The sequence below is a fragment of the Pigmentiphaga sp. GD03639 genome, from assembly GCF_029845405.1.
GTDB classification, from domain to species: domain Bacteria; phylum Pseudomonadota; class Gammaproteobacteria; order Burkholderiales; family Burkholderiaceae_B; genus Pigmentiphaga; species Pigmentiphaga daeguensis.
Genome location: NZ_JAOCLR010000003.1, coordinates 127,041 through 146,553, shown reverse-complemented (window position 1 = coordinate 146,553; position 19,513 = coordinate 127,041). Strand labels below are relative to the sequence as shown.

At 67.7% G+C, this 19,513-nt stretch carries 18 protein-coding genes; 7 read left to right on the top strand and 11 right to left on the bottom strand.

The window, feature by feature from the left end; translation table 11 throughout:
• Nucleotides 1-11: 11 nt before the first annotated feature.
• The 3 genes from N5K27_RS04475 to N5K27_RS04465 all read right to left on the bottom strand — a co-directional run bounded on the left by N5K27_RS04475 (nucleotide 12) and on the right by N5K27_RS04465 (nucleotide 4,242).
• Nucleotides 12-977 (bottom strand): tripartite tricarboxylate transporter substrate binding protein, encoded by a 966-nt coding sequence (locus tag N5K27_RS04475; RefSeq protein WP_132978862.1) that lies wholly within the window; start codon nucleotides 975-977, stop codon nucleotides 12-14.
• A 74-nt stretch (nucleotides 978-1,051) separates the two neighbouring features.
• A complete protein-coding gene (locus N5K27_RS04470) occupies nucleotides 1,052-2,518 on the bottom strand; it encodes a benzaldehyde dehydrogenase (RefSeq protein WP_279814921.1) in 1,467 nt (488 codons plus the stop codon).
• Nucleotides 2,515-4,242 (bottom strand): thiamine pyrophosphate-requiring protein, encoded by a 1,728-nt coding sequence (locus N5K27_RS04465; RefSeq protein ID WP_279814919.1) that lies wholly within the window; start codon nucleotides 4,240-4,242, stop codon nucleotides 2,515-2,517. Before N5K27_RS04465 ends, N5K27_RS04470 begins: the two co-directional genes overlap by 4 nt.
• A 135-nt stretch (nucleotides 4,243-4,377) precedes the next feature.
• On the opposite strand from N5K27_RS04465, the gene N5K27_RS04460 reads away from it, so the two are divergent.
• On the top strand, nucleotides 4,378-5,277 hold the full coding sequence (locus N5K27_RS04460) for a LysR family transcriptional regulator (RefSeq protein WP_165962992.1): 900 nt from the start codon (nucleotides 4,378-4,380) through the stop codon (nucleotides 5,275-5,277).
• 241 nt (nucleotides 5,278-5,518) lie between these two features.
• On the opposite strand, the gene N5K27_RS04455 is transcribed toward N5K27_RS04460, so the two are convergent.
• Nucleotides 5,519-5,959 carry a GNAT family N-acetyltransferase gene (locus N5K27_RS04455; protein WP_087840164.1) on the bottom strand — a complete coding sequence of 147 codons (441 nt, stop codon included), beginning with the start codon at nucleotides 5,957-5,959 and terminating at the stop codon, nucleotides 5,519-5,521.
• An 86-nt stretch (nucleotides 5,960-6,045) separates the two neighbouring features.
• Complete coding sequence (locus tag N5K27_RS04450) at nucleotides 6,046-7,359, bottom strand: serine hydrolase (RefSeq protein WP_254914640.1); 1,314 nt, start codon at nucleotides 7,357-7,359, stop codon at nucleotides 6,046-6,048.
• Between the two features lie 219 nt (nucleotides 7,360-7,578).
• Here N5K27_RS04450 and N5K27_RS04445 point away from each other — a divergent pair, with 219 nt between their 5' ends.
• Together N5K27_RS04445 and N5K27_RS04440 are read left to right on the top strand one after the other, a co-directional pair.
• Nucleotides 7,579-9,108 carry a TerC family protein gene (locus tag N5K27_RS04445; protein WP_279814916.1) on the top strand — a complete coding sequence of 510 codons (1,530 nt, stop codon included), beginning with the start codon at nucleotides 7,579-7,581 and terminating at the stop codon, nucleotides 9,106-9,108.
• Nucleotides 9,105-10,532 carry an MFS transporter gene (locus N5K27_RS04440; RefSeq protein ID WP_279814914.1) on the top strand — a complete coding sequence of 476 codons (1,428 nt, stop codon included), beginning with the start codon at nucleotides 9,105-9,107 and terminating at the stop codon, nucleotides 10,530-10,532. The genes N5K27_RS04445 and N5K27_RS04440 overlap by 4 nt, the downstream gene beginning before the upstream one ends.
• Here the strand turns inward: N5K27_RS04440 and N5K27_RS04435 are convergent.
• Both N5K27_RS04435 and N5K27_RS04430 read right to left on the bottom strand, forming a co-directional pair.
• Complete coding sequence (locus tag N5K27_RS04435; protein ID WP_279814912.1) at nucleotides 10,529-11,098, bottom strand: FecR domain-containing protein; 570 nt, start codon at nucleotides 11,096-11,098, stop codon at nucleotides 10,529-10,531. The genes N5K27_RS04440 and N5K27_RS04435 overlap by 4 nt on opposite strands.
• Nucleotides 11,099-11,144: 46 nt before the next feature.
• Nucleotides 11,145-12,053, bottom strand: a complete 909-nt coding sequence (locus tag N5K27_RS04430) for a LysR family transcriptional regulator (RefSeq protein ID WP_279814911.1) — start codon at nucleotides 12,051-12,053, stop codon at nucleotides 11,145-11,147.
• 94 nt (nucleotides 12,054-12,147) lie between these two features.
• Between N5K27_RS04430 and N5K27_RS04425 the strand changes: the two genes are divergently transcribed.
• The 4 genes from N5K27_RS04425 (at nucleotide 12,148) to N5K27_RS04410 (ending at nucleotide 15,404) form a co-directional block, all read left to right on the top strand.
• The gene (locus N5K27_RS04425) at nucleotides 12,148-13,413 is read left to right on the top strand and encodes an MFS transporter (RefSeq protein WP_279814910.1); all 1,266 of its coding nucleotides are present in this window, start codon (nucleotides 12,148-12,150) and stop codon (nucleotides 13,411-13,413) included.
• 181 nt (nucleotides 13,414-13,594) lie between these two features.
• Complete coding sequence (locus tag N5K27_RS04420) at nucleotides 13,595-14,434, top strand: universal stress protein (protein ID WP_132978856.1); 840 nt, start codon at nucleotides 13,595-13,597, stop codon at nucleotides 14,432-14,434.
• A gap of 43 nt (nucleotides 14,435-14,477) precedes the next feature.
• Entirely contained in the window at nucleotides 14,478-14,882 is a 405-nt protein-coding gene (locus N5K27_RS04415; protein WP_279814908.1) for a carboxypeptidase-like regulatory domain-containing protein, read from the top strand.
• Between the two features lie 33 nt (nucleotides 14,883-14,915).
• Complete coding sequence (locus tag N5K27_RS04410; RefSeq protein WP_279814906.1) at nucleotides 14,916-15,404, top strand: universal stress protein; 489 nt, start codon at nucleotides 14,916-14,918, stop codon at nucleotides 15,402-15,404.
• Here the strand turns inward: N5K27_RS04410 and N5K27_RS04405 are convergent.
• From N5K27_RS04405 to N5K27_RS04390, 4 genes are all read right to left on the bottom strand, one after another.
• Nucleotides 15,394-17,364 (bottom strand): alkaline phosphatase PhoX, encoded by a 1,971-nt coding sequence (locus tag N5K27_RS04405; protein ID WP_132978855.1) that lies wholly within the window; start codon nucleotides 17,362-17,364, stop codon nucleotides 15,394-15,396. The genes N5K27_RS04410 and N5K27_RS04405 overlap by 11 nt on opposite strands.
• 158 nt (nucleotides 17,365-17,522) lie before the next feature.
• Nucleotides 17,523-18,017 carry a TPM domain-containing protein gene (locus N5K27_RS04400; protein WP_087840155.1) on the bottom strand — a complete coding sequence of 165 codons (495 nt, stop codon included), beginning with the start codon at nucleotides 18,015-18,017 and terminating at the stop codon, nucleotides 17,523-17,525.
• A 2-nt stretch (nucleotides 18,018-18,019) separates the two neighbouring features.
• Nucleotides 18,020-18,931, bottom strand: coding sequence for a TPM domain-containing protein (locus N5K27_RS04395; protein WP_132978853.1), 912 nt, complete (start codon nucleotides 18,929-18,931; stop codon nucleotides 18,020-18,022).
• The gene (locus tag N5K27_RS04390; protein WP_087840287.1) at nucleotides 18,928-19,509 is read right to left on the bottom strand and encodes a LemA family protein; all 582 of its coding nucleotides are present in this window, start codon (nucleotides 19,507-19,509) and stop codon (nucleotides 18,928-18,930) included. The genes N5K27_RS04395 and N5K27_RS04390 overlap by 4 nt, the downstream gene beginning before the upstream one ends.
• Nucleotides 19,510-19,513 lie beyond the last annotated feature (4 nt).

Here is a 19,513-nt window from a genome sequence, read left to right as displayed (position 1 = left end):
TTGAAGCCGTATCAATCCATGGTCACGCCGGCTTCGACGATGACCTTTTTCCACCGTACGCGCTCAGCCTCGATGAACGCCTGGGCTTGTTCCGGGGTCGAGGACCTGGCTTCGGCCCCCAGTGCGAGGAAGCGTTTCTTCACGCCGTCGTCGGCCAGAATGGCCGCCAGTGCCTCGTTCAGCCTGTCGACGATGGGGGCCGGCGTGCCCGGCGGCGCCATCAGCGCGAACCAGGCACTGCTCTCGAAGCCTGGAAACCCGGATTCGGCGGCGCTCGGGACATCGGAGGCGATCTCGGTACGTGCGTGGTCGGCTACCGCCATGATGCGCACCTTGCCGGTGTCGCGCAGCTTGAGCACGGCCGAAATGTTCCCGAAGAAAAGATCGACGCGGCCCGCCATCAGGTCGGTCAGCGCGGGACCTTCGCCCTTGTAGGGAACGTGGACCAGCGAGGTGCCCGACATCGTCGCGAACAACTGTCCGGTCAGGTGCGACGTCGAACCGTTGCCCTGGGAGCCGTAGGTCAGCTTGCCGGGATGGGCCTTGGCGTAGGCGATCAGTTCCTGCACCGATCTGACCGGCAACGAGGATTTGACCGTGATGGCGTTGGGGCTGCCTGCCAACAAGCCTATTGCCGCGAAGGACGAGGGTTTGAAGGTCAGGTCCTTGTACAGGTACTCGTTGATCGACAACGGCCCAGGGGGCGTGGCCAGCAGGGTATAGCCGTCGGGTGCGGACCCGTAGACCTCGTGGGCACCGATGTTGCCACCCGCGCCCGGGCGGTTCTCGACCACCACCGGTTGCCCCCATCGATCGCCCAGTCGCTGGCCGACGATGCGTGCAAGAGAATCGATGGTACCGCCGGCCGGGAAGTCGACCACGATACGGATCGGGCGCGAAGGATAATCGGCGGCGCCAGCGGAGGTGGAACAAGCCAGCGCGCAAGCTGCCAGCAACGGGTAAGCCTGGAATTTCATGGAAATGTCTCCTCTCCTTGCCGTTCTGCGACGGCTGGACGGCTGGATGAACCGGCGGGTGCCGGGGTAATGGATCAGAAGGGGTAGGCGGGGGGCCGGTCCTGAACGGTGACCCACTGCCACTGCGTGAATTCGTCCCAGTTGGCGGGGCCGCCGATACGGCCGCCATTCCCCGAGGCCCCGACGCCGCCGAAGGGCACGCGAGGATCGCCAGCCACCGTCTGATCGTTGATGTGCAACAGCCCTGTACGCAGGCGGCGACCCAAGGCCATTGCCCGCGCCACCGAGCGCGAGACGACCGCGGCAGACAGCCCGTACTCGGTACGGTTGGCCAGGGCAACGGCTTCCTCGTCCGAGGAGAAAGGCGTCACCACGGCGACCGGTCCGAATACTTCTTCGTCGAAGGCCGGCATGCCCGGCCGCACGCCATCCAGCACCGTGGCGGCATAGAACGGGCGATTGGCCATGCCGCCCGCGCACAGCCGCGCGCCGGCAGCGATCGTGCGCTTGACCAGTTGGTCGACGCGCTCGAGCTGGCGGGCATTGATCATGGGGCCGAGCCGCACGCCCGCTTGCCGCGGATCGCCCGTTTTCATCCTGCCGGCCTTGGCGGCCAGCAGATCGGCCAGGCGACGGGCGACGCTTTCGTGGGCCAGGATGCGGCCCGTGGCCATGCAGATCTGGCCCTGGTGCATCCATGCGCCGAACGCGGCGCAACCGGCGGCGAGCTCCAGATCGGCATCGTCGAGGACGATCAGCGAATTCTTGCCGCCCAGTTCGAGCGATACTTTCTTCAAATGCTCGCCGCACAGCGCCCCTACGCGCCTGCCTGCGGCGGTCGATCCGGTGAAGGCCACCATGCCGACCAGCGGATCCACGCACATCGCCTCGCCCACCTCGGCGCCACCCGGCAGTACGTGGAACAGGCCGGCCGGCAGCCCGGCGTCCTCGAACAAGCGAGCGATATAAAGACCGCCGCTGACCGCTGTCTGCGGGTCCGGCTTGAGCACGACGGCATTACCCGTAGCCAGGGCAGGCGCCACGGCGCGCATGGACAGGGTCAGCGGGAAATTGAACGGTGCGATCACGCCCACCACGCCATGCGGAATGCGCCGGCCATAGCTCAGTTTGTCGGCGGCGGAAGGAAATACCAACCCCTGGGGTTCGCCCAGCATCGAGGCAGCCTGGTGGAGGGTCAGCATGGCCGAGCGCAGCTCCATGTCCGCCTTGGCCCGAATGGCGCCTGTCTCGCGCATGATCCATTGCGCGGCTTCGTCGCGATGGCCGTCGACCAAGTCGGCTGCCCGGCGCAGGATCGCCGCCCGTTCCTCGTGCGGTGTGGCGGCCCACGCCGGCTGGGCATGCGCGGCCTGGCGGGCCGATGCCGACAGCGCGGCGGGCGTCGCCAGCGTCAGGCTCGCCAGGCGGGCACCGTTCGCCTTGTCGACCGCGTCATAGGCCAGGCCATCGGCCGGGATCCATGCCCCCTGGAACAGCTTGCCGGCCCAGGCCCCGGCATCCAGGAAGTCCGGAGTCCTCATGCCAGCACCTGCTCGGAAATGGGATCAAGCATGACTTCGACGACGGCACTGCGGCCTGCCCGCACGGTTTCCAACGCTTCCTGCAACGTGCCGCGCAGCGCCTGGCCTTCGCTGACGCGAAAGGCCGCCGCGCCGCCCGCCGCGGCGGCTATGTCCGCCAGCCGGGCGCCGTCCGCCACCGTTATCCAGTAGCGATCCCTGCTTTTCGCCGTGGAATGGGCATGTACCAGGTTCGTGGAGACCTTGGGGGAATTCCAGCCCCGGTTGTTGTAGACGACGGTAAGAATGGGGGCGCCGTAGGTCTGCGCCACCCAATAAGTGCTGCTGGGCACGCCGAACAGGAAGCTTCCGTCGCCGCTGAGCGCGATCACCTCGGCCCCGGGATCCGCCAGCTTGACACCCACGGCGGCGTTGATGCCCCAGCCCAGGCCGCTGCCGCCGTTGACGTAGTAGCTACCGGGCCGGTTCAGCCGCAGCGTCGATAGAATGGTCTCGGTTCCGGAAGGCTCTTCGCACACGATCACCGTGCGGTCGTTGACCAGTTCGCCCACCGCTTCCGTCAACTGCCTGACAGTGATGCCGCCCTGCCTGACGGATAGGGAGGGCAGGGGAGCGGCCGCCACCCGCTGGCGCGCCTCGGCTATCCATCGCAGCCGCTCGGCCGGCACCGGTTCCGCGCGATCGCGGCCGTAGTCCAGCAACTGCCGCAGGACATAGTCGCTGTCGGCAAGATAGCTGCGGTGCGCGGGGAAATGCCAGAACCCCATGCCTTCCTTCACCGGGTCGGCATCGATGTGAAACAGACGCGCGCCCGCGGCCGGGCGCGTGCGCGAGACGATCCACGGCACGTCCACGTCCAGCATCAGGATGAGATCGGCGTCGGCCACCAGCGCATTGCGCCGGTAACCGGCATGGTGCGGATGCTCGCCAGGAAAGTTGACGTACTGCGGCGCGATCTCGGCCACCGGCAGGCCCAGCCGCTCCGATAATTCCACCAGGCGGCCGACGGCGGCCTGATTGCGTCCCAGGTAGGTCGTCAACACCAGGGGCCGCCGGGCTTGCGACAGCGCCCCGTGCAATTCCGCCACGGCTTCCTCGCGCAAGCCGCCGAGACGGGCAGGGGACCAGTGCTCAAGCGCCTCGTCGGGCAGGGGCTCGGCCGGGCCTTCCCAGACTTCCCGCGCGCCGGTCAGATAGATCGGGCCTTCGGGTGCGGTGGTCGCCACCTGCATCGCGCGCATCAGCACGTTGTCCAGCATCTCGGGTGCGCGCAATTCGTAGGTCCACTTCATGTACTGCGCCGCGATTTCATGCTGGCGCGGAGCATCCTGCGTGTAGTGGATGAACTCGGTGCGCGCGCCGGCGCGGTCGCCGCTTACGGTCACGGGCGACAAACCGGCCACGATGATGGCGGGCACACGGCCCCGCGAGGCGTTGTGCAGGCTGCAACCCAGGTTCTGCGTACCGACGTCCACGTGCACCAGCACGATCTGCGGGCGGCGCGTCACCATGGCATAGCCGTGGGCGGCGGTGAGGGCGGTCATCTCGTGCGGACAAACGACGATCCGGGGCATGGCGGTGCCTTCGCCGTCGATGGCCGCGAAGGCCTCGATGAACGCCGGGTGGTCGCTGCCCAGGTTGGTGAAGAAGTAATCCACGCCCAGCCTGGCAGCAAGCTCCAGCAGGCGGCGCGCGGCAGTGGTGGCAACTGCCCGGGAAGTCATGACTGCGGTATCTCCATGTTCGCGGCGGCCGCATCTGGCGTGCGCCCGCGTCGGAATTCATAGTAGGCTTGCCGTAGTCATTTTTTAAGTTTATTTGCTGTATTCCAAGAATTCACAAAATGAATGCATAAGGCCATGAACCTATACCGTTCCGACCTCAATCTGTTCTCTGTCTTCCAAGCCATGCTGGAGACCCGCAGCGTGACGCTGGCCGCAGACCGCTTCGGCATCACGCAGCCCGCGATGAGCAATGCCCTGACCAGGCTGCGCCAACTCTTGGGCGATCCATTGTTCGTCAACAGCACGAGCGGCATGCAGCCTACGCCGTACGCGCTGGAGATCGCCGAGACCGTGATCAACGCCCTGAGCGGCCTGCAACAGGCGCTGGATCACCGCAAGAATTTCGACCCTGGCGTCAGCGAGCAAACCTTCCGTTTCCACATTCCCGACATGGGGCAGGTCAACATCCTGCCCATGCTGCTGGAGCGCTTGCAGCAGGTGGCCCCTAGAGTGCGGGTGCAAACCGAGACCCTGTCGCAGGAGGACATACGCGTCGGACTCGAGAACGGACGCATCCATTTCGCCGCCGGCCACCTGCCCAGGCTGCGCGGCAGCCGCCTGAGAACCCAGCATCTGTTCGAGGAACGCTACGTGGTCCTGATGCGCGCCGGACATCCGTTGTCCCGCGGCACGCTGACCCAGAAATTGCTGTTGCAGGCACCGCACGCGGTGGTGACATCCCTGGGAGGCGGTCACCAGATCATCGAGGAGGTGCTCCTGAAGAAGCACGCCCGCATCGTCACGTACTTTCCCAACATCATGGCGCTGGCCATGACGCTGACGCGCACCGACCTGGTCGCTATCGTGCCGCGCCGGGTCGCCACGGAACTGGCCAAGGAAGGCAGGTTGCAAGTCGCGCAGTTGCCCATAGCCATGCCGGCCTTCGACGTGGCGATCTTCTGGCACGAACGCTCGCACACCAGCCCGGCGTGTATCTGGATGCGGGAACAGATGATCGATCTCTTCATGACATGACGCGAGAAGCAGGCACGGGGGCCGGCGTATCGACGAGCCTGATGTGGCGCCGGGGGAAACGGTGGCTCCGACATCCCGATTATGCGCATAATGTATATTATGTAAAGTCACGTAATATGAAAGACAACCCGACCGGGTCCAGTTGCTCCCTACGCATGCACATGTCCCTTTTCCTTGGCAACGGCGGTCAGCGACACGCCAAGCGCATCCATGACCCTGCCGCAATCGTCTCGACCCACGCCTATCCCAGCGCCTTCCTGTACTGCACGAACCCGCTTTTCTCCGCCACCTGGTCATACAGCCGCATCGCCTGCGCATTGCTCTCGTGGGTCAGCCAATACACGCGCGCCGCGTTGGCGTCGGCTGCGGCCCGGTAGACGTGTTCGATCAGCGCCCGGCCCACGCCTTGCCCGCGGCATTCGGGCTGCGCGTACAGATCCTGCAGGTAGACGTAGTCGCCCCGTGTCCAGCAACTGCGGTGGAAGATGTAGTGCACCAATCCGACCAGGCGGCCGTCGGATGCGGCGACCGCGCAATGCATGGGTTCGCTTTCGTCCATCATGCGGGTCCAGGTCAATTGCGTGGTTTCCAGCGGGATGTCGACCCGGTAGAACGCCTGGTAGCCGCGCCACAGCGGCAGCCATTGATCGAAGTCGGTCTCGGCGGCAGGGCGGATGAGCATGGCGGGAATGTTCCTTGTGAATGAACCGAGGGACGAAGGAAAGCGGGGGCGCCCCGCCCTCCTCGTCCCCGGCGGCCGCCCTGCCCTTATTGCAGCGCCTTCACCACGGCGTCGAAGAACGCCGTGTTGTTGATGACGCCGGCGCCCGTGGGCTTGGACTGCGCGCCCCAGGTCACGATCACCACCTTTTCCTTCTTGTTGATGTAGATGTTCTGGCCGAAGATGCCGGTGGCGTAGAACGCCTTGTCGATCGCCGACTGGCCGTCGGTGTTCACCCACCACATGTAGCCGTAGTACGGCAGGGGATCACCGCCGCTGAGCGTCTTGCCGCTGCCGGCATCGGCCACCCAGCCGTTGGGCAGGATGGATTTGCCGTCGATCACGCCATCGTTCATGAAGAATAGCCCGAAGCGGCCCCAGTCGCGAAGCGTGGCGCTCAGGCCGCTGCCGCCGATCTCGATGCCGTCCGGCGAGTCCAGCCACCAGTTGGCCTCGGCCTCCATGCCGAACTTCGACCAGATCTTCTCCGACAGGTAGTGGGCCAGCGGCTTCTTGATGGCACCGTGCAGCAATTCGCCGGCGATCTGCGTTTCCCCGGTGCTGTAGTTGAAGGTGGAGCCGGGTTCGGCCGCGCGCGGCAGCTTGCTCATCAGCTCCAGCGCCGAGCCCGGCTTCTGGCTGATCTGGGCCTCCAGCAACGCGCGGCGGTCCGAGGCGGGATTGGTATAGGTCTCGTCCCACTTCACGCCCGAAGACATCATCAGCACGTCGCGCACCGTGGCCCCGTCGTAGGCGCTACCCGCCAGCTTGGGCACGTACTTGACCACCTGGTCGTGCACGCTGCCGATCAGGCCGTCCTGGATGGCGACGCCGATCAGCGTCGACGTGATGGACTTGGCGACCGACATGGACATCCAGCGGGTCTTCTCGGTGTTGCCGTACTGGTAGGTCTCGTAGGCGATCTCGCCGTTCTTGAGCACCAGCAGGCCCGAGACGCGATTCAGCGCCAGGTAGTCGTAGATGTCGTAGTTCTTGCCACCGGCCGTGAACTTGATCGCGGGCAGTTGCCTGGCCGCCTTGGGCAGCGGGCGCGGCGTCGCGGCGGGAGCGATGCTGCGGGTGGGAAACAGACGATCGATGTTGCGGAAGGTGTTGACCGCGAGATCGGGCGTCAGCGTGCCGTCGTACATTTCCCGCACCGTCCCTATCGGTTCCTTCGCATGCGGATAGGTATTGGCGGGCGGTTCCGGCGGCGCGGGCGGAGGATCGTCGTCGCTGCCGCAGGCGGCCAGGCCGATCATGCCGGCCAGCGCCAGGCTGTAGACGAGGCCGCGGCCCAGCGGCGGCATCCAGCAAGGACGGGATGAGGACTGCGGTAAGGACGCTGAGTGGGTTGTCACCTTTGTTCTCCTTGTCATGGCAAGCGGCCCGGACGCGGTCCGCCGCAGGCGCCAACCAAGCAATATGCGGACCATTGCAGCTCATGCATGGCCGCTCCAGGCCACGCCCCGTCCGGCCTTCGGATACTGGCGGAAACACGGAATCGCCACCCGTGCGGTGTCCGGATTCCCGGACGCCATGCGACACTGCGCGAATCTTCCCTTCCCGCGGAGCAAGCCATGGATTGGTTGATGGACCCCACTGCCTGGGCCGGCCTGCTGACCCTGATCGTGCTCGAGATCGTGCTGGGTATCGACAACCTGGTCTTCATCGCCATCCTGGCCGACAAGCTGCCGGCCGCCCAGCGCGACCGGGCCCGGGTCATCGGCCTGGCGCTGGCCCTGGTGATGCGGCTGGCGCTGCTGTCCGCCATATCGTGGCTGGCCACGCTGACCCGGCCGCTGTTCAGCGTGGCCGGCTTCTCGTTCGCGGGACGCGATCTGATCCTGCTGGCGGGCGGCCTGTTCCTGCTGTTCAAGGCCACGCTGGAACTGCACGAAAGGCTGGAAGGCAGCGGCGACCACGCGGGCAACCGCAAGGTCGAAGCCGGATTCTGGCTGGTCGTGGCGCAAATCGTGCTGCTCGATGCCGTCTTCTCGCTGGACTCGGTCATCACGGCCGTGGGCATGGTCAACGAGTTGTCCATCATGATGATCGCGGTCGTCGTGGCGATGGCCATCATGCTGCTGGCGTCCAAGCCGCTCACGCGCTTCGTCAATGCCCATCCGACGGTCGTGGTGCTTTGCCTGAGCTTCCTGCTGATGATCGGCCTGAGCCTGGTGGCCGACGGGCTGGGCTTCCATATCCCCAAGGGCTACCTGTACGCGGCCATCGGCTTCTCCATCCTGATCGAGGCCTTCAACCAGACCGCGCGCCGCAACGCGCTCCGGCACGCGGCCCGCCGCCCGCTGCGGGCACGGACCGCCGACGCGATCCTGACCATGCTGGGCGGGCGGCGGGCCTCCCAGGGAACCGACGAAAGCGCCCCCTCCCCCGCGCAGGGCGCCTTCGCCGAGGAGGAGCGCCACATGGTCAGCGGCGTGCTGACGCTGGCCGACCGCTCGGTGCGGTCCATCATGACGCCGCGCTCGGAGATCTCGTGGGTGGACCTGACGGCCGGCGCGGACGAACAGCGCGCACGCATCCTCGATACCCCCCACAGCTACATGCCGGTCTGCCGGCGCAACTTCGACGACGTGGCCGGCGTCGCGCGCGCCAAGGATCTCCTGGCCAGCCTGCTCGAGACCGGAGCCATCGACGCTTCGCGCCTGCGCGCGCCCATTTACGTGCACGAATCCATCCCCATCCTGGACCTGATGGACGTGCTGCGCGATTCGCGCGGGCAACTGGTGCTGGTGACCGATGAATACGGCACCGTACTGGGCCTGGTCACTCCCGTGGACCTGCTGGAGGCCATCGCCGGCGACTTCCCCGACGAAGACGAGACACCGTCCATCCAGCCGCTGGGGCCGGGGCGATGGCGCATGGACGGCTCCGCCGACCTGCGGCATGTGGAACAGGCGCTGGACCTGCCGTCCGGCCTGGCGGGCCCCGGCTACACCAGCCTGGCCGGTTTCCTGCTGGACCAGTTCGCCGAACTGCCTCCGGTGGGAGCCTGGCTGGACCATGCCGGCTACCGCTATACCGTCAGGGAATTGGACGACAACCGCATCTCCGTGGTGGAGGTGGCCAGGCAGGACGAGCCATGACGCGGACCGATCTGCCCAATCGCCTCGACCGGCTACCGTGGTCGCCCTGGCATACCCGCGTGGCCGTCGCGCTGGGCGTGGCCTGGGTGCTGGACGGCCTGGAGGTCACGCTGGTCGGCAGCGTGGGCGGCGTCCTGGAACGCGGCGACACGCTGGCCCTGAGCGCGGCGCAGGTCGGCTGGTCGGGCTCGCTGTACATCGCGGGCGCGGTGCTGGGAGCGCTGGCCTTCGGCCGGATGACCGACCGCCTGGGCCGCCGGCGGCTGTTCCTGATCACCCTGGCGATCTACATGGCCGGCAGCCTGGCGACGGCCTTCGCGCCCGGCTTCGCCTTCTTCGCCGCCTGCCGCTTCGTGACGGGCCTGGGCATAGGGGGCGAATATGCCGCCATCAATTCCGCCATCGACGAACTGATCCCGGCCCGCGTGCGCGGACGGGTGAACCTGGCCATCAACGGCAGTTTCTGGCTGGGCGCGGCCCTGGGCGCGGGACTGAGCCTGCTGCTGCTCGATGTCCGCGTGCTGGGGCCGGTATGGGGATGGCGCGCGGCCTTCCTCGCCGGCGGCGTCATGGCGGCCGCCATCCTGCTGGTGCGGCGCCATGTTCCGGAAAGCCCGCGCTGGCTGGCCGCGCACGGCAGGCTGGACGAGGCCCGGCGCATCGTGCTCGCGATCGAGGACGAGGCGATTCGCCGCCATGGCGCGCTGCCGCCGGTCACGGGCACCTCGCCGGTGGCGGGCCGCTCCCCCACCCTGCTCCAGGTCGCCCGCATCCTGGTGCGCGACTATCGCCGCCGCAGCGCCGTGGCCCTCGGACTCATGGTGGCCCAGGCATTCTTCTACAACGCCATCTTCTTCACGTATTCGCTGGTGCTGACGCGCTTCCATGGGGTGGCGGAGGGCCGCGTCGGCCTCTACGTCTTTCCGTTCGCGCTGGCCAACGTGCTGGGCCCCCTGCTGCTGGGGCCGCTGTTCGACGTCGTCGGCCGGCGGCGCATGATCGCGGCCACCTATGTCTCGGCCGGCCTGGGCCTGGCCTTGACCGGCTGGGCCTTCGCGCAAGGCTGGCTGGACGCGCGCGGCCAGGCCTGGTGCTGGTCGGCCGTATTCTTCCTCGCCTCGGCGGCGGCCAGCTCCGCCTACCTGACCGTGAGCGAGATCTTTCCGCTGGAAATGCGGGCGGTGGCGATCGCGGTGTTCTACGCGGTGGGAACCGGACTGGGAGGATTCGCCGGCCCGGCCCTGTTCGGCGAACTGATAGGCACGGGCAGCCATGCGGCGGTGGCCCTCGGCTATGCGGTGGCGGCGGCCATGATGGCGGCCGCGGGCCTGGGCGCGCTGCGCCACGGCGTGGACGCCGAACGCAAGTCGCTGGAGGACATCGCCCCGCCCCTGCCGGCGCGGCGGCCGGACGAACCATCCTAGCGCGCGGGGGCCGGACTCGCGTGGGTGAGCTGGTGGGTGCGCGTGCCCATGTCCACGGTCAGGGCGTCGCCCGGCTGCAGCTCCACGAACTCGCGGGGGCCGGCCGTCACGGTACGCACCTTGAGCGCGCCTTCCACGAGTTCGACCCGCAGGCGCTCGGGCTCGGCCGCGACCCGGAACAGGATGTCGGGCGTTTCGATGCGGGTGCCGTCGATGACCACCTCGTTCACGCCCCACTGCACCGAGAAGGCGGCGCGGTACTGCCAGCGCACGTGGAAGGATGCCTCGCCGCGGGCCAGGATCACCTGGCGCCGGCGCGAGTAATAGGCCACCGACAGCGAGGTGCCGGGACCGGCGTCGATGCGGGAACCGTCGGGCAGCTCCAGCGACCGCGCCTGGCCTTCTGTACGCAGTTGTTCGCCGAACTGCGGCGAGCTCTCGTGCATGACCCAGCTCACGGTCAAGGCCCCCGTCAGCCCCAGTGCCAGGGCCAGGCAGGCCCAGCCCAGCCATCGTTTCCAGGGCCGGGGTTGCGTGGACGGAGTACGGGGGGAAGGCAGGGACATGGCGATGCGGCGGGAGGCGGGAGCGGAATTCGGTACGGTGGGACGATTATAAGGAGGCGGGCTGCGGCTCCACCGCCAGGCGCCGGAAAGCGGCCCCGGTGGCCGAGGCGCCGTCGCGCCGGCTGGCCAGCCACAGCTTCGAAGCGGCCTCGGGTTCGCGCAGCGTCCGGATGACCACGCCGGCCACGTCCAGCCGGCGCACCGAGGCCGGCAGGATGGAGACGCCCAGCCGCGCCGCCACCAGCCCCGCGATGGTCACCACTTCCCGGGCCTCCTGGGCGATGCGGGGCGCGTAGCCCGCCGCCCGGCACAGGTTCAGTGCCTGGCTGTAGACGCCGGTGCCCGCGCCGGGAGCGAAGAAGACAAAGGGTTCCTGGGCCAGTTCGGCAACGCCCAGCGCCTCACTGGCGCCGGCCAGCCGGTGCCGGCGCGGCAAGACCGCGACCAGCGGATCGGACAACAGCGGATGCGCGTCGAGTTCCGCGGGAAAGGCGCCGCTGGCGGGCAGACGCATGAATCCCACGTCGCTGCGTCCGTCCAGCAGGGCCTGGATCTGTTCCTGGCTGGTCTCTTCGATCAATTGCACAGCCACGGCCGGATGGCGTTCGCGGAAACGCGACAACAGGTTGGGCAGCGCCCCCGTCAGGACCGCGCTTTCGGTGAAACCCACGCGCAGCGTGCCCAGTTCGCCCCGCGCGGCACGCGCCGCGATGGATGCCGCGCGTTCGGCCTGGGCCAGCAGCGCGCGGGCCTCGGGCAGGAACAGCTGGCCTGCCTCGGTCAGGGAAACCTGTCGCTTGTTGCGGTGGAGCAGCCGCGCTCCCAGGTCCTGCTCCAGGGCCTGCAATTGCTGGCTCAGCGGCGGCTGGGAAATGCCCAGCCGGGCCGCTGCCCGGCCGAAATGCAGTTCCTCGGCCACCGCCACGAAATACCTTACCCGGCGCAGATCTATCATAGGGATTGGATATTACTGGGCATGATTTCAGTATTGGACGATATCAGACAAAAGGCCTAGAGTTAACCCCTAGAACGTCACTTGCTCGACTGCCATGTCTTCCGCTCCGCCCGCCGGCGCCCCCCTGTCTCGCGCGGATACCACCGTTTCACCGGCCGTGCCGGCCCAGCCGCCCGGCCACATCGAACGCGGCACGCCGGCCTTCTGGCGCGCGGTGGTCGCGCTGTTCGCTTCCGGCTTCTCGACTTTTTCGCTGCTGTATTTCGTCCAGCCGCTGATGCCGCTGTTCGCCCATGATTTCGGCCTGTCGGCCGCCGCCAGCAGCCTGGCGCTGTCGCTGTCGACCGCCCTGCTGGCCATCTCCATGCTGGCAGCCAGCGCGGTGTCCGAGCGGCTGGGCCGGCGCACGCTGATGTTCGCCTCGCTGCTGGGCTCGGCGACCCTGACCACCGCGATGGCCCTCTTTCCGCAATGGCCGGCGCTGCTGACGCTGCGCGCCTTGATGGGCATCACCCTGAGCGGCCTGCCGGCCGTCGCCATGGCCTACGTGGGCGAGGAAATGGAGCCCCGCGCCGCCGGCCTGGCCATGGGCCTGTACATCGGCGGCTCCGCCATCGGCGGGATGTCCGGCCGCCTGCTGGCCGGCGTGATCGCCGACGGCCACGGCTGGCGCGTCGCGGCCCTGGTCATCGGCCTGATCGGCTTCGCCGGGGCGGTGCTGTTCTGGAGGACATTGCCCGCGTCGCGGCATTTCAAGCCGCGCGCGCTGGACCTGGCCGGCGCCCTGGGCAGCTTCCGGTCCCATCTGCGCAATCCCGCCATGCTGCGGCTGTTCGCCCAGGGCTTCCTGCTGATGGGCGGTTTCGTCGCCGTGTACAACTACATCGGCTTCCGGCTGCTCGCCCCGCCGTTCTCGCTCAGCCACGCCGTGGTCGGCATGGTGTCGGTGGTCTACCTGGCGGGCATCGTCAGTTCCGCCTGGATGGGCGACCTGGCCGCGCGCCTGGGACATGGCCGCGTCATGGCGGCGGGCGTCCTGCTGCAATTGGCCGGCGCACTGCTGACCCTGTCGGACAACCTGTGGCTGCTGGTTCTCGGGATGGCCGTGCTGACCTTCGGCTTCTTCGGCGCGCACTCGATCTGCAGTTCCTGGGTCGCGCGCGCAGCCCGGCAAGGCCGTGCCCAGGCGTCTTCCCTGTATCTGTTCGGGTACTACTGCGGATCCAGCCTGATCGGGCTGGGCGGCGGCTACGCGCTGGACCTGGCCGGCTGGAACGGCTTCATCGGCCTGGTGACCGTCCCGCTGGCGCTGGCGGCGGCCAATGCCATCCTGCTGGCGCGGCGCGCGGCGGCGGTCTAGCACCCGTTCAGTTCTGGTTACCAACTCTCCCGCCAGCGCCCTTTCCTTTTGGCTTTTTTCGTACCAGACTATTTATGAGTTGCCACCGTCGCCCACGCGTGCGGCGGACTTGAGCCAGATCAAGGTTCACGCATCGCGTCGCGGCTAGGATGGAGTCATCCACTCACGGCTGGAGGCGCATATGCTGGGACGTATCGCAGTTCATCTGGATCTGGACCGGGGCTGCAGGCGGCGCGTACGCGCCGCGGCGCAACTGGCCGCCGAGCACGATGCCACGCTGGTCGGCATCCACGCCAGCTTCGGCCGCCCCCTTCCCTACCTCTACGAAGGTTTCTTCGTTTCCGACGACGTCAATCGCATGCTGCGCCAGCGCGTGGACGACGACCGCGCCGCCACCGAGGCCCTGTTGCAGGAAGTCGCTGGCGAGACCGGCGTGACGGCGCACTGGCGCACCGGCAATGGCCTGGCCGAGAACGTCCTGTGCGAGCAGGCGCGTTATTGCGACCTGCTGGTCATGAGCCAGCCCGACGATGCCGACCCGGGGCCGCAACAAATGCCGGTCCTGCTGGCCACCGTGATGCTGGGCGCGGGCCGTCCGCTCCTGATGTGGCCATCGGTGGGCGAATTCAACGCCATCGGCCGCCGCGTGCTTTTCTGCTGGGACGAACGCCGCGAGTCGGCCCGCGCACTGGCCGATGCCGGCCCCGTCCTGGAAGAAGCCACCGAACTGTTCGCGCTGCGGGTCGACCCGCCGTCCGAACCGGAGCAGGCGGCCCAGACCAAGCGAGCCGACTTCCTGGCCTACTGCGCCGGGCGGCAATATCCCATCCCGCAGGAAACGGTGCGCGAAAGCGCGGGGATAGGAATCGGCAATTGCATCCTGAACGCGGCCGCCGACAACGCCTGCGACCTGATCGTGATGGGCGCCTACGGCCACAGCCGCGTGCGGGAGGCGGTCCTGGGCGGCACGACTCGGACCTTGTTGGAGTCGATGACCGTGCCGGTCCTGTTTTCCCATTGATACATGGGCCCGCATGGCCCGGAGATCGGCAAGGAGCAGCATCATGAAGCAGAACCTACGATGGGCGGCGCCGCTGGCGCTGGCGCTGGCGCTGGCGGCCGCGTGGCCGTTGGCCGGCCAGGCGATGGACAAGGGCGAACAGAACGGCATCGCCTACGTGACGGGCGGCGTGGGCCAGGACGAGTCGGCCGCCATCCGGGGCATGAAGGACTACAGCCTGCGCGTGCTGGCGGCCGCCAAGAGCGGTGAATACGTAGCCGACGTGCGCGTGGCCATCCGCGACAGCGGCGGCAAGGACGTCCTGTCCGTGACCACCCAGGGCCCCTACCTGTTGGCCCGGCTCGCGCCGGGCGACTACCGCATCGATGCGGAGTACGGATCGGCCCGGCAAAGCCGCCAGGTCCGCGTCCCGGCCTCGGGGCGTGCCGAGGTTTCCTTCTATTTCTGACCCGAGCGGTCACCACGAACCAGGAGCATCCCCATGTACCAGCGCATACTCGTTCCCGTCGACGGCAGCCCCACCTCCAACCGCGGGCTGGACGAGGCCCTGCGCATCGCCGCGCTGACCAAGGGGCAGTTGCGCCTGATGCACGTGATCGACGAGTTGTCGCTGGCCGGTTCCATGGGCGCCTACGCCGCCTATTCCGACTGGATCAACGTCCTGCGCGCCAACGGCGCCGAACTGATCCAGCAGGCCGATGCCAAGGCGAAGGCCGCCGGCATCGCGGCGGATACGGTGCTGCACGACAATTTCGCCGGCCCCGTGCACGACCTGGTCATCCAGGAAGCGCGCACATGGCCGGCGGACCTGATCGTGATCGGCACCCACGGCCGGCGCGGCCTGCCCCGCATGGTGCTGGGCAGCAGCGCCGAGAAGATCCTGCGCGAGGCGCCGGTGCCGGTGCTGCTGGTGCGGCAGCCAGAGGCCGGCGACGAAGCCGGCCCGGGCTCCCCGGCCGTCAACCCTTGAGCTTGATGCTCGTGGGATCGGCGGTCAGGTACCCCACCGCGGCGCCGAAGCGGTCCTTGTAGTTGGAACGGATCAGCGGATCCAGCGTGTCCTTGACCTTGTCGTGCAGCGAGCTCCAGTCACCGGCGTGCTGGAAGTTGCTCATGATGTAGGTCCAGCCGTTGATCTCATCCACGGCGTGCAGGCCGGTCGACTCGCCGCCCGCGGGTACCGACAGCAGCCGCGACAGCGACTTGGTGTCGACGTTGTAGGCCCACAGGAAGTTGTTCACGTGCGAGCCGCTGTCCTCGCCGATGAACAGCGTGCGCAGTTTTTCCGAGAACTTGAGGTTGTCCGGGTTGGCCACCAGTTCCGGGTTGGCCTTGTTGCCCAAGGCGTCGGCCGCGATATCCTCGCCCACCAGCAGCATCCTGGTGTGCACCGGCATCCATTCGCTGTTGATGGCCGCGCCGGTCTGGTCTTTCTGGCCGCCGGCCAGGGTATGGGCCAGCACGCCGCCGGCGATCAGCGCCTTGTCCAGCGCGATGCCGCTTTGCTCGTTCCAGCCCTTGGCATTGCCCTTGACCATGGAGTCCTGGATGTTCTGCAGGGCCGAGTAGGCCACCTTGTCCTTGATGTTGACCGTGGTGCCCTCCATCTTGGTGAAGCCCATGCTGCCGCCCATCAGATAGGCGTAGCGGTGCGTCTCCAGGAAGGCGGCGGCCTTCTCCATGCCAGGCTTGACCTTGACCCAGTTTGCCGCGCCGTTCGAGAAGATCTTCGTATAGGTCGCGTCCGAGGGATCGGACTTGAGCACCGTCATGATGTCCTCGGGATCGAGCGTGTTGGCCATCTGCTCGATCTCCGCGCTGGTGGCGTGGCCCAGCTTGATCCAGGTCAGGTTGGCGCCGGGCGCGGCCGGGTCGACCGAGAAACCGGGCCCCAGCTTGGCGACATACAGCGTGCCCGCCGACAGGTCCTTCTCCTTGTCCGCCACGAACACGAACAGGCCGCTGTTGGTGGCGTCGTCGCCCATCAGCACCGTGCGGTTGTCGGGCATCACCTGGATCAGCTCGTGCGAGATCCGCCCCATGCAATAGTGCTTCTTGATCGAACCCGTGCCGTCCGGATTCACCGTGACTTCGGGAATGTGGCCGTAGTGGTAGGGGCGGGCCTTGGTCTCGTCGCCGTACAGGTTCTTGCTGAAGGCCTTGAACTGGGCGTTGGTCGAAACGAAAGGAGCATCCGGTTCGTACTCCTCGCTGGACAGGTGGGTGTTCCAGGGCGACAGGCTCGCGCCACAAGTGATCCACAGGCCATGCGCCGCCGAGGTGTCGACGTTGTGGTACTTGACCAGGCTCAGCTTGCCGGTGGCCTGGTCCTGGTCCAGGGTCAGGACGGCGATGGGCGACGGCAGCGTGCCGTAGGTATCGGCGCCGCTCTGGTCGCGCGTCGTGTACTCGAACTGCACCACGGCGAACACGGCCTTGCCCTTGATGCCCGGGACGTTGGCGTTGGACAGCGCGAGCAGCGAGGTGCCGTCCGGCGAGTCCGAGAAGATCTGGCGTTCCTTGCCTGCCACCGACTTGTCGATGATCGGCTTGTTGTTGATGTCGACGTAGCCGCCGGCCAGGATCTTGCCGCCCTTGCCGTCCGATACCATGTCGCCGGTGATGAAGAACGGCTGGTACGCCAGCTTGTAGGCGTGGGAACTGCCGTCGCTCAGCTTCACCGTCAGGGTGGAGTTCACGGTGGTCGTGGCCATCGCCGCCGGATTGGACAGCGACGGCGCGGGGGTGGAGGTGAACGAGGCCGACACGAAATCCGCGGACGGCTGGGGCGTGGGCGTGATGGGATCGTCGTCCCCGCCACAGGCGGCCAGCAGGGACGCGGTGACCGTCCCGAGAGGCAGCATGGCGGGCGCGCCGGCCAGGAACTTGAGCGCCTGGCGGCGCGAGTTGTTGAGTAACGTATCGGACATTGTTCTGGTTTCCAAGGAGGGGTGCGTTGCAACGTCGAATCGACGGCGGCATCCCGGTTCCGGAAACCAGGGAATCATGCCTCCCGATTCGCGTCTGGGCGAATGCTAGGAGGCATGGGTGACACTTTCATGAAAGGGACGCGGCCGTCCCCTGAGCGCTACATGATCCGCGGACGATCGGGCAGCGTGTTGGCGCGGGACGCGCCGGGGTAGTGCCGGGCCAGTGAGGCGCCCAGCGCGGTGATACCCTCGATCACGCCCTGCTCGTAGCGGCCCTGGGCAAACGCCTCCTGGATGCCGCGGCAGACGGCTTCCCAGGTCCCGGCGGTTTCGCAGGCGTGGATGCCCCGGTCGCAGACGATCTCGACCGCATGGTCGGCCATCAGCACGTACAGAAGGATGCCGTTGTTGTCGGGCGTGTCCCATACGCCTTGCAGCGCGAAGACTTCCAGCGCCCGTTCCCGCGGCGACTGCTGCTGCCACAGCGGGCCCATGTCCAGCGCGGCCTCGACCACGAAACGGATCTGGCCGTCATGGCGCGACTCGACCTCGCGGATGGTTCGCTCGATGCGGTCCAGCGACCGGGCCGGGAAAGCCCGGTGCGCCGCGCGGCGGGTCGTCACCAGATGCTTGAGGAATCGTTTGATCGCCATGCCTACCACCGTCCCGAAGCGCCGCCGCCACCGAAGCCGCCGCCCCCACCACCACCGAAGCCGCCGCCGCCGAATCCTCCGCCGCCAAAGCCCCCTCCTCCGCGGCCCCCGCGATGGCTGCCGCCGTAGCCGCCCGGCAGGCCGGCGAAGCCGCCACCCACCAGGGTGAAGAAGAACGCCAGCACGGCGCCCAGGATCGCGATGGCCACCGCGCCGGACAGCAGCCAGGCCGCGCCGCCCACGACACCGCCGGTCACGAGCGCGCCCGGCAGCCTGCCCAGGGCACGCCGCAGCATGCCGCCCGCCACCAGCGCGACGATCAGCAATACGGGGGCGATGCCTTCCAGGTCACCGCCTTCCCGGGCGGCGCGCTGGGGCGGCGGCGGCAGCGGTTCGCCGTCGATGAGCCGCATGATGCGGTCGGCTCCCTGGGAGATGCCACCGTAGTAATCGCCCTCGCGGAATCGCGGCGTGACGATCTCGTTCAGGATGCGGTTCGCCGTGGCATCGTTCAGCACCCCCTCCAGTCCGTAGCCCACTTCGATCCGCATGCGCCGATCGTCCTTGGCCACCAGGAACAGTACGCCGTCGTCCACGTTCTTGCGGCCGGGCTTCCAGGCCTCGGCCACCCGCAGCGAATACTGCTCGATGCTCTCTGGCACGGTGCTGGGGACGATCAGGATCGCGACCTGGCTGCCCTTGCGCTCCTGGAACGCCCGCAATTGCTGTTCCAGTCCGGAGCGCTGCTCGGCGGTCAGCGTCGAGGTCAGGTCGGTGACCAGCCCGCCGAACGGCGGAATCGCCACCAGGCCATCGCTGGCGGCCTGGGCCGGCGCGGCAGCCAGCCACAGCACGGCAAGCCCGGCGGCCAGCCATGCCGACGCCCGGCGCCCCCAGGCCCGCCATGCGCTCATCGGGCGCCCGCGGGCTTGTTGCCGCCGAAGTCGACGGTGGGCGGCGTGGAAATGGCGCTTTCGTTGGCCACCGAGAAATTGGCCTTCACCGGATAGCCGAAAGCCTTCGCGGTCAGGTTGCTCGGGAACGAGCGCACGATCACGTTGTAGTCCTGGACCGACTTGATGTAGCGATTGCGGGCCACGGTGATCCGGTTTTCGGTGCCTTCGAGCTGTGCCTGCAGGTCGCGGAAGTTCTCATTCGCCTTCAGGTCCGGGTAGCGCTCCACCACCACCATCAGGCGCGACAGCGCGCTAGTCAGCTGCTGCTGGGCGGCATCGAACTTGGCGAAGGCCTCGGGATCGTTGACCAGCTCGGGCGTCGCGTTGATGCCGGTGGCCTGGGCGCGGGCGTTGACCACGGCGGTCAGCGTATCCTGCTCGTGGCTGGCATAGCCCTTGACCGTGTTGACCAGGTTGGGGATGAGGTCAGCGCGCCGCTGGTACTGGTTCAGGACCTCGGACCAGCTGGCCTTGACCTGTTCGTCCGCGCGTTGCAGGTCGTTGTAGCCGCAGCCGGACAGCGTGGCCGCCAGCATGACG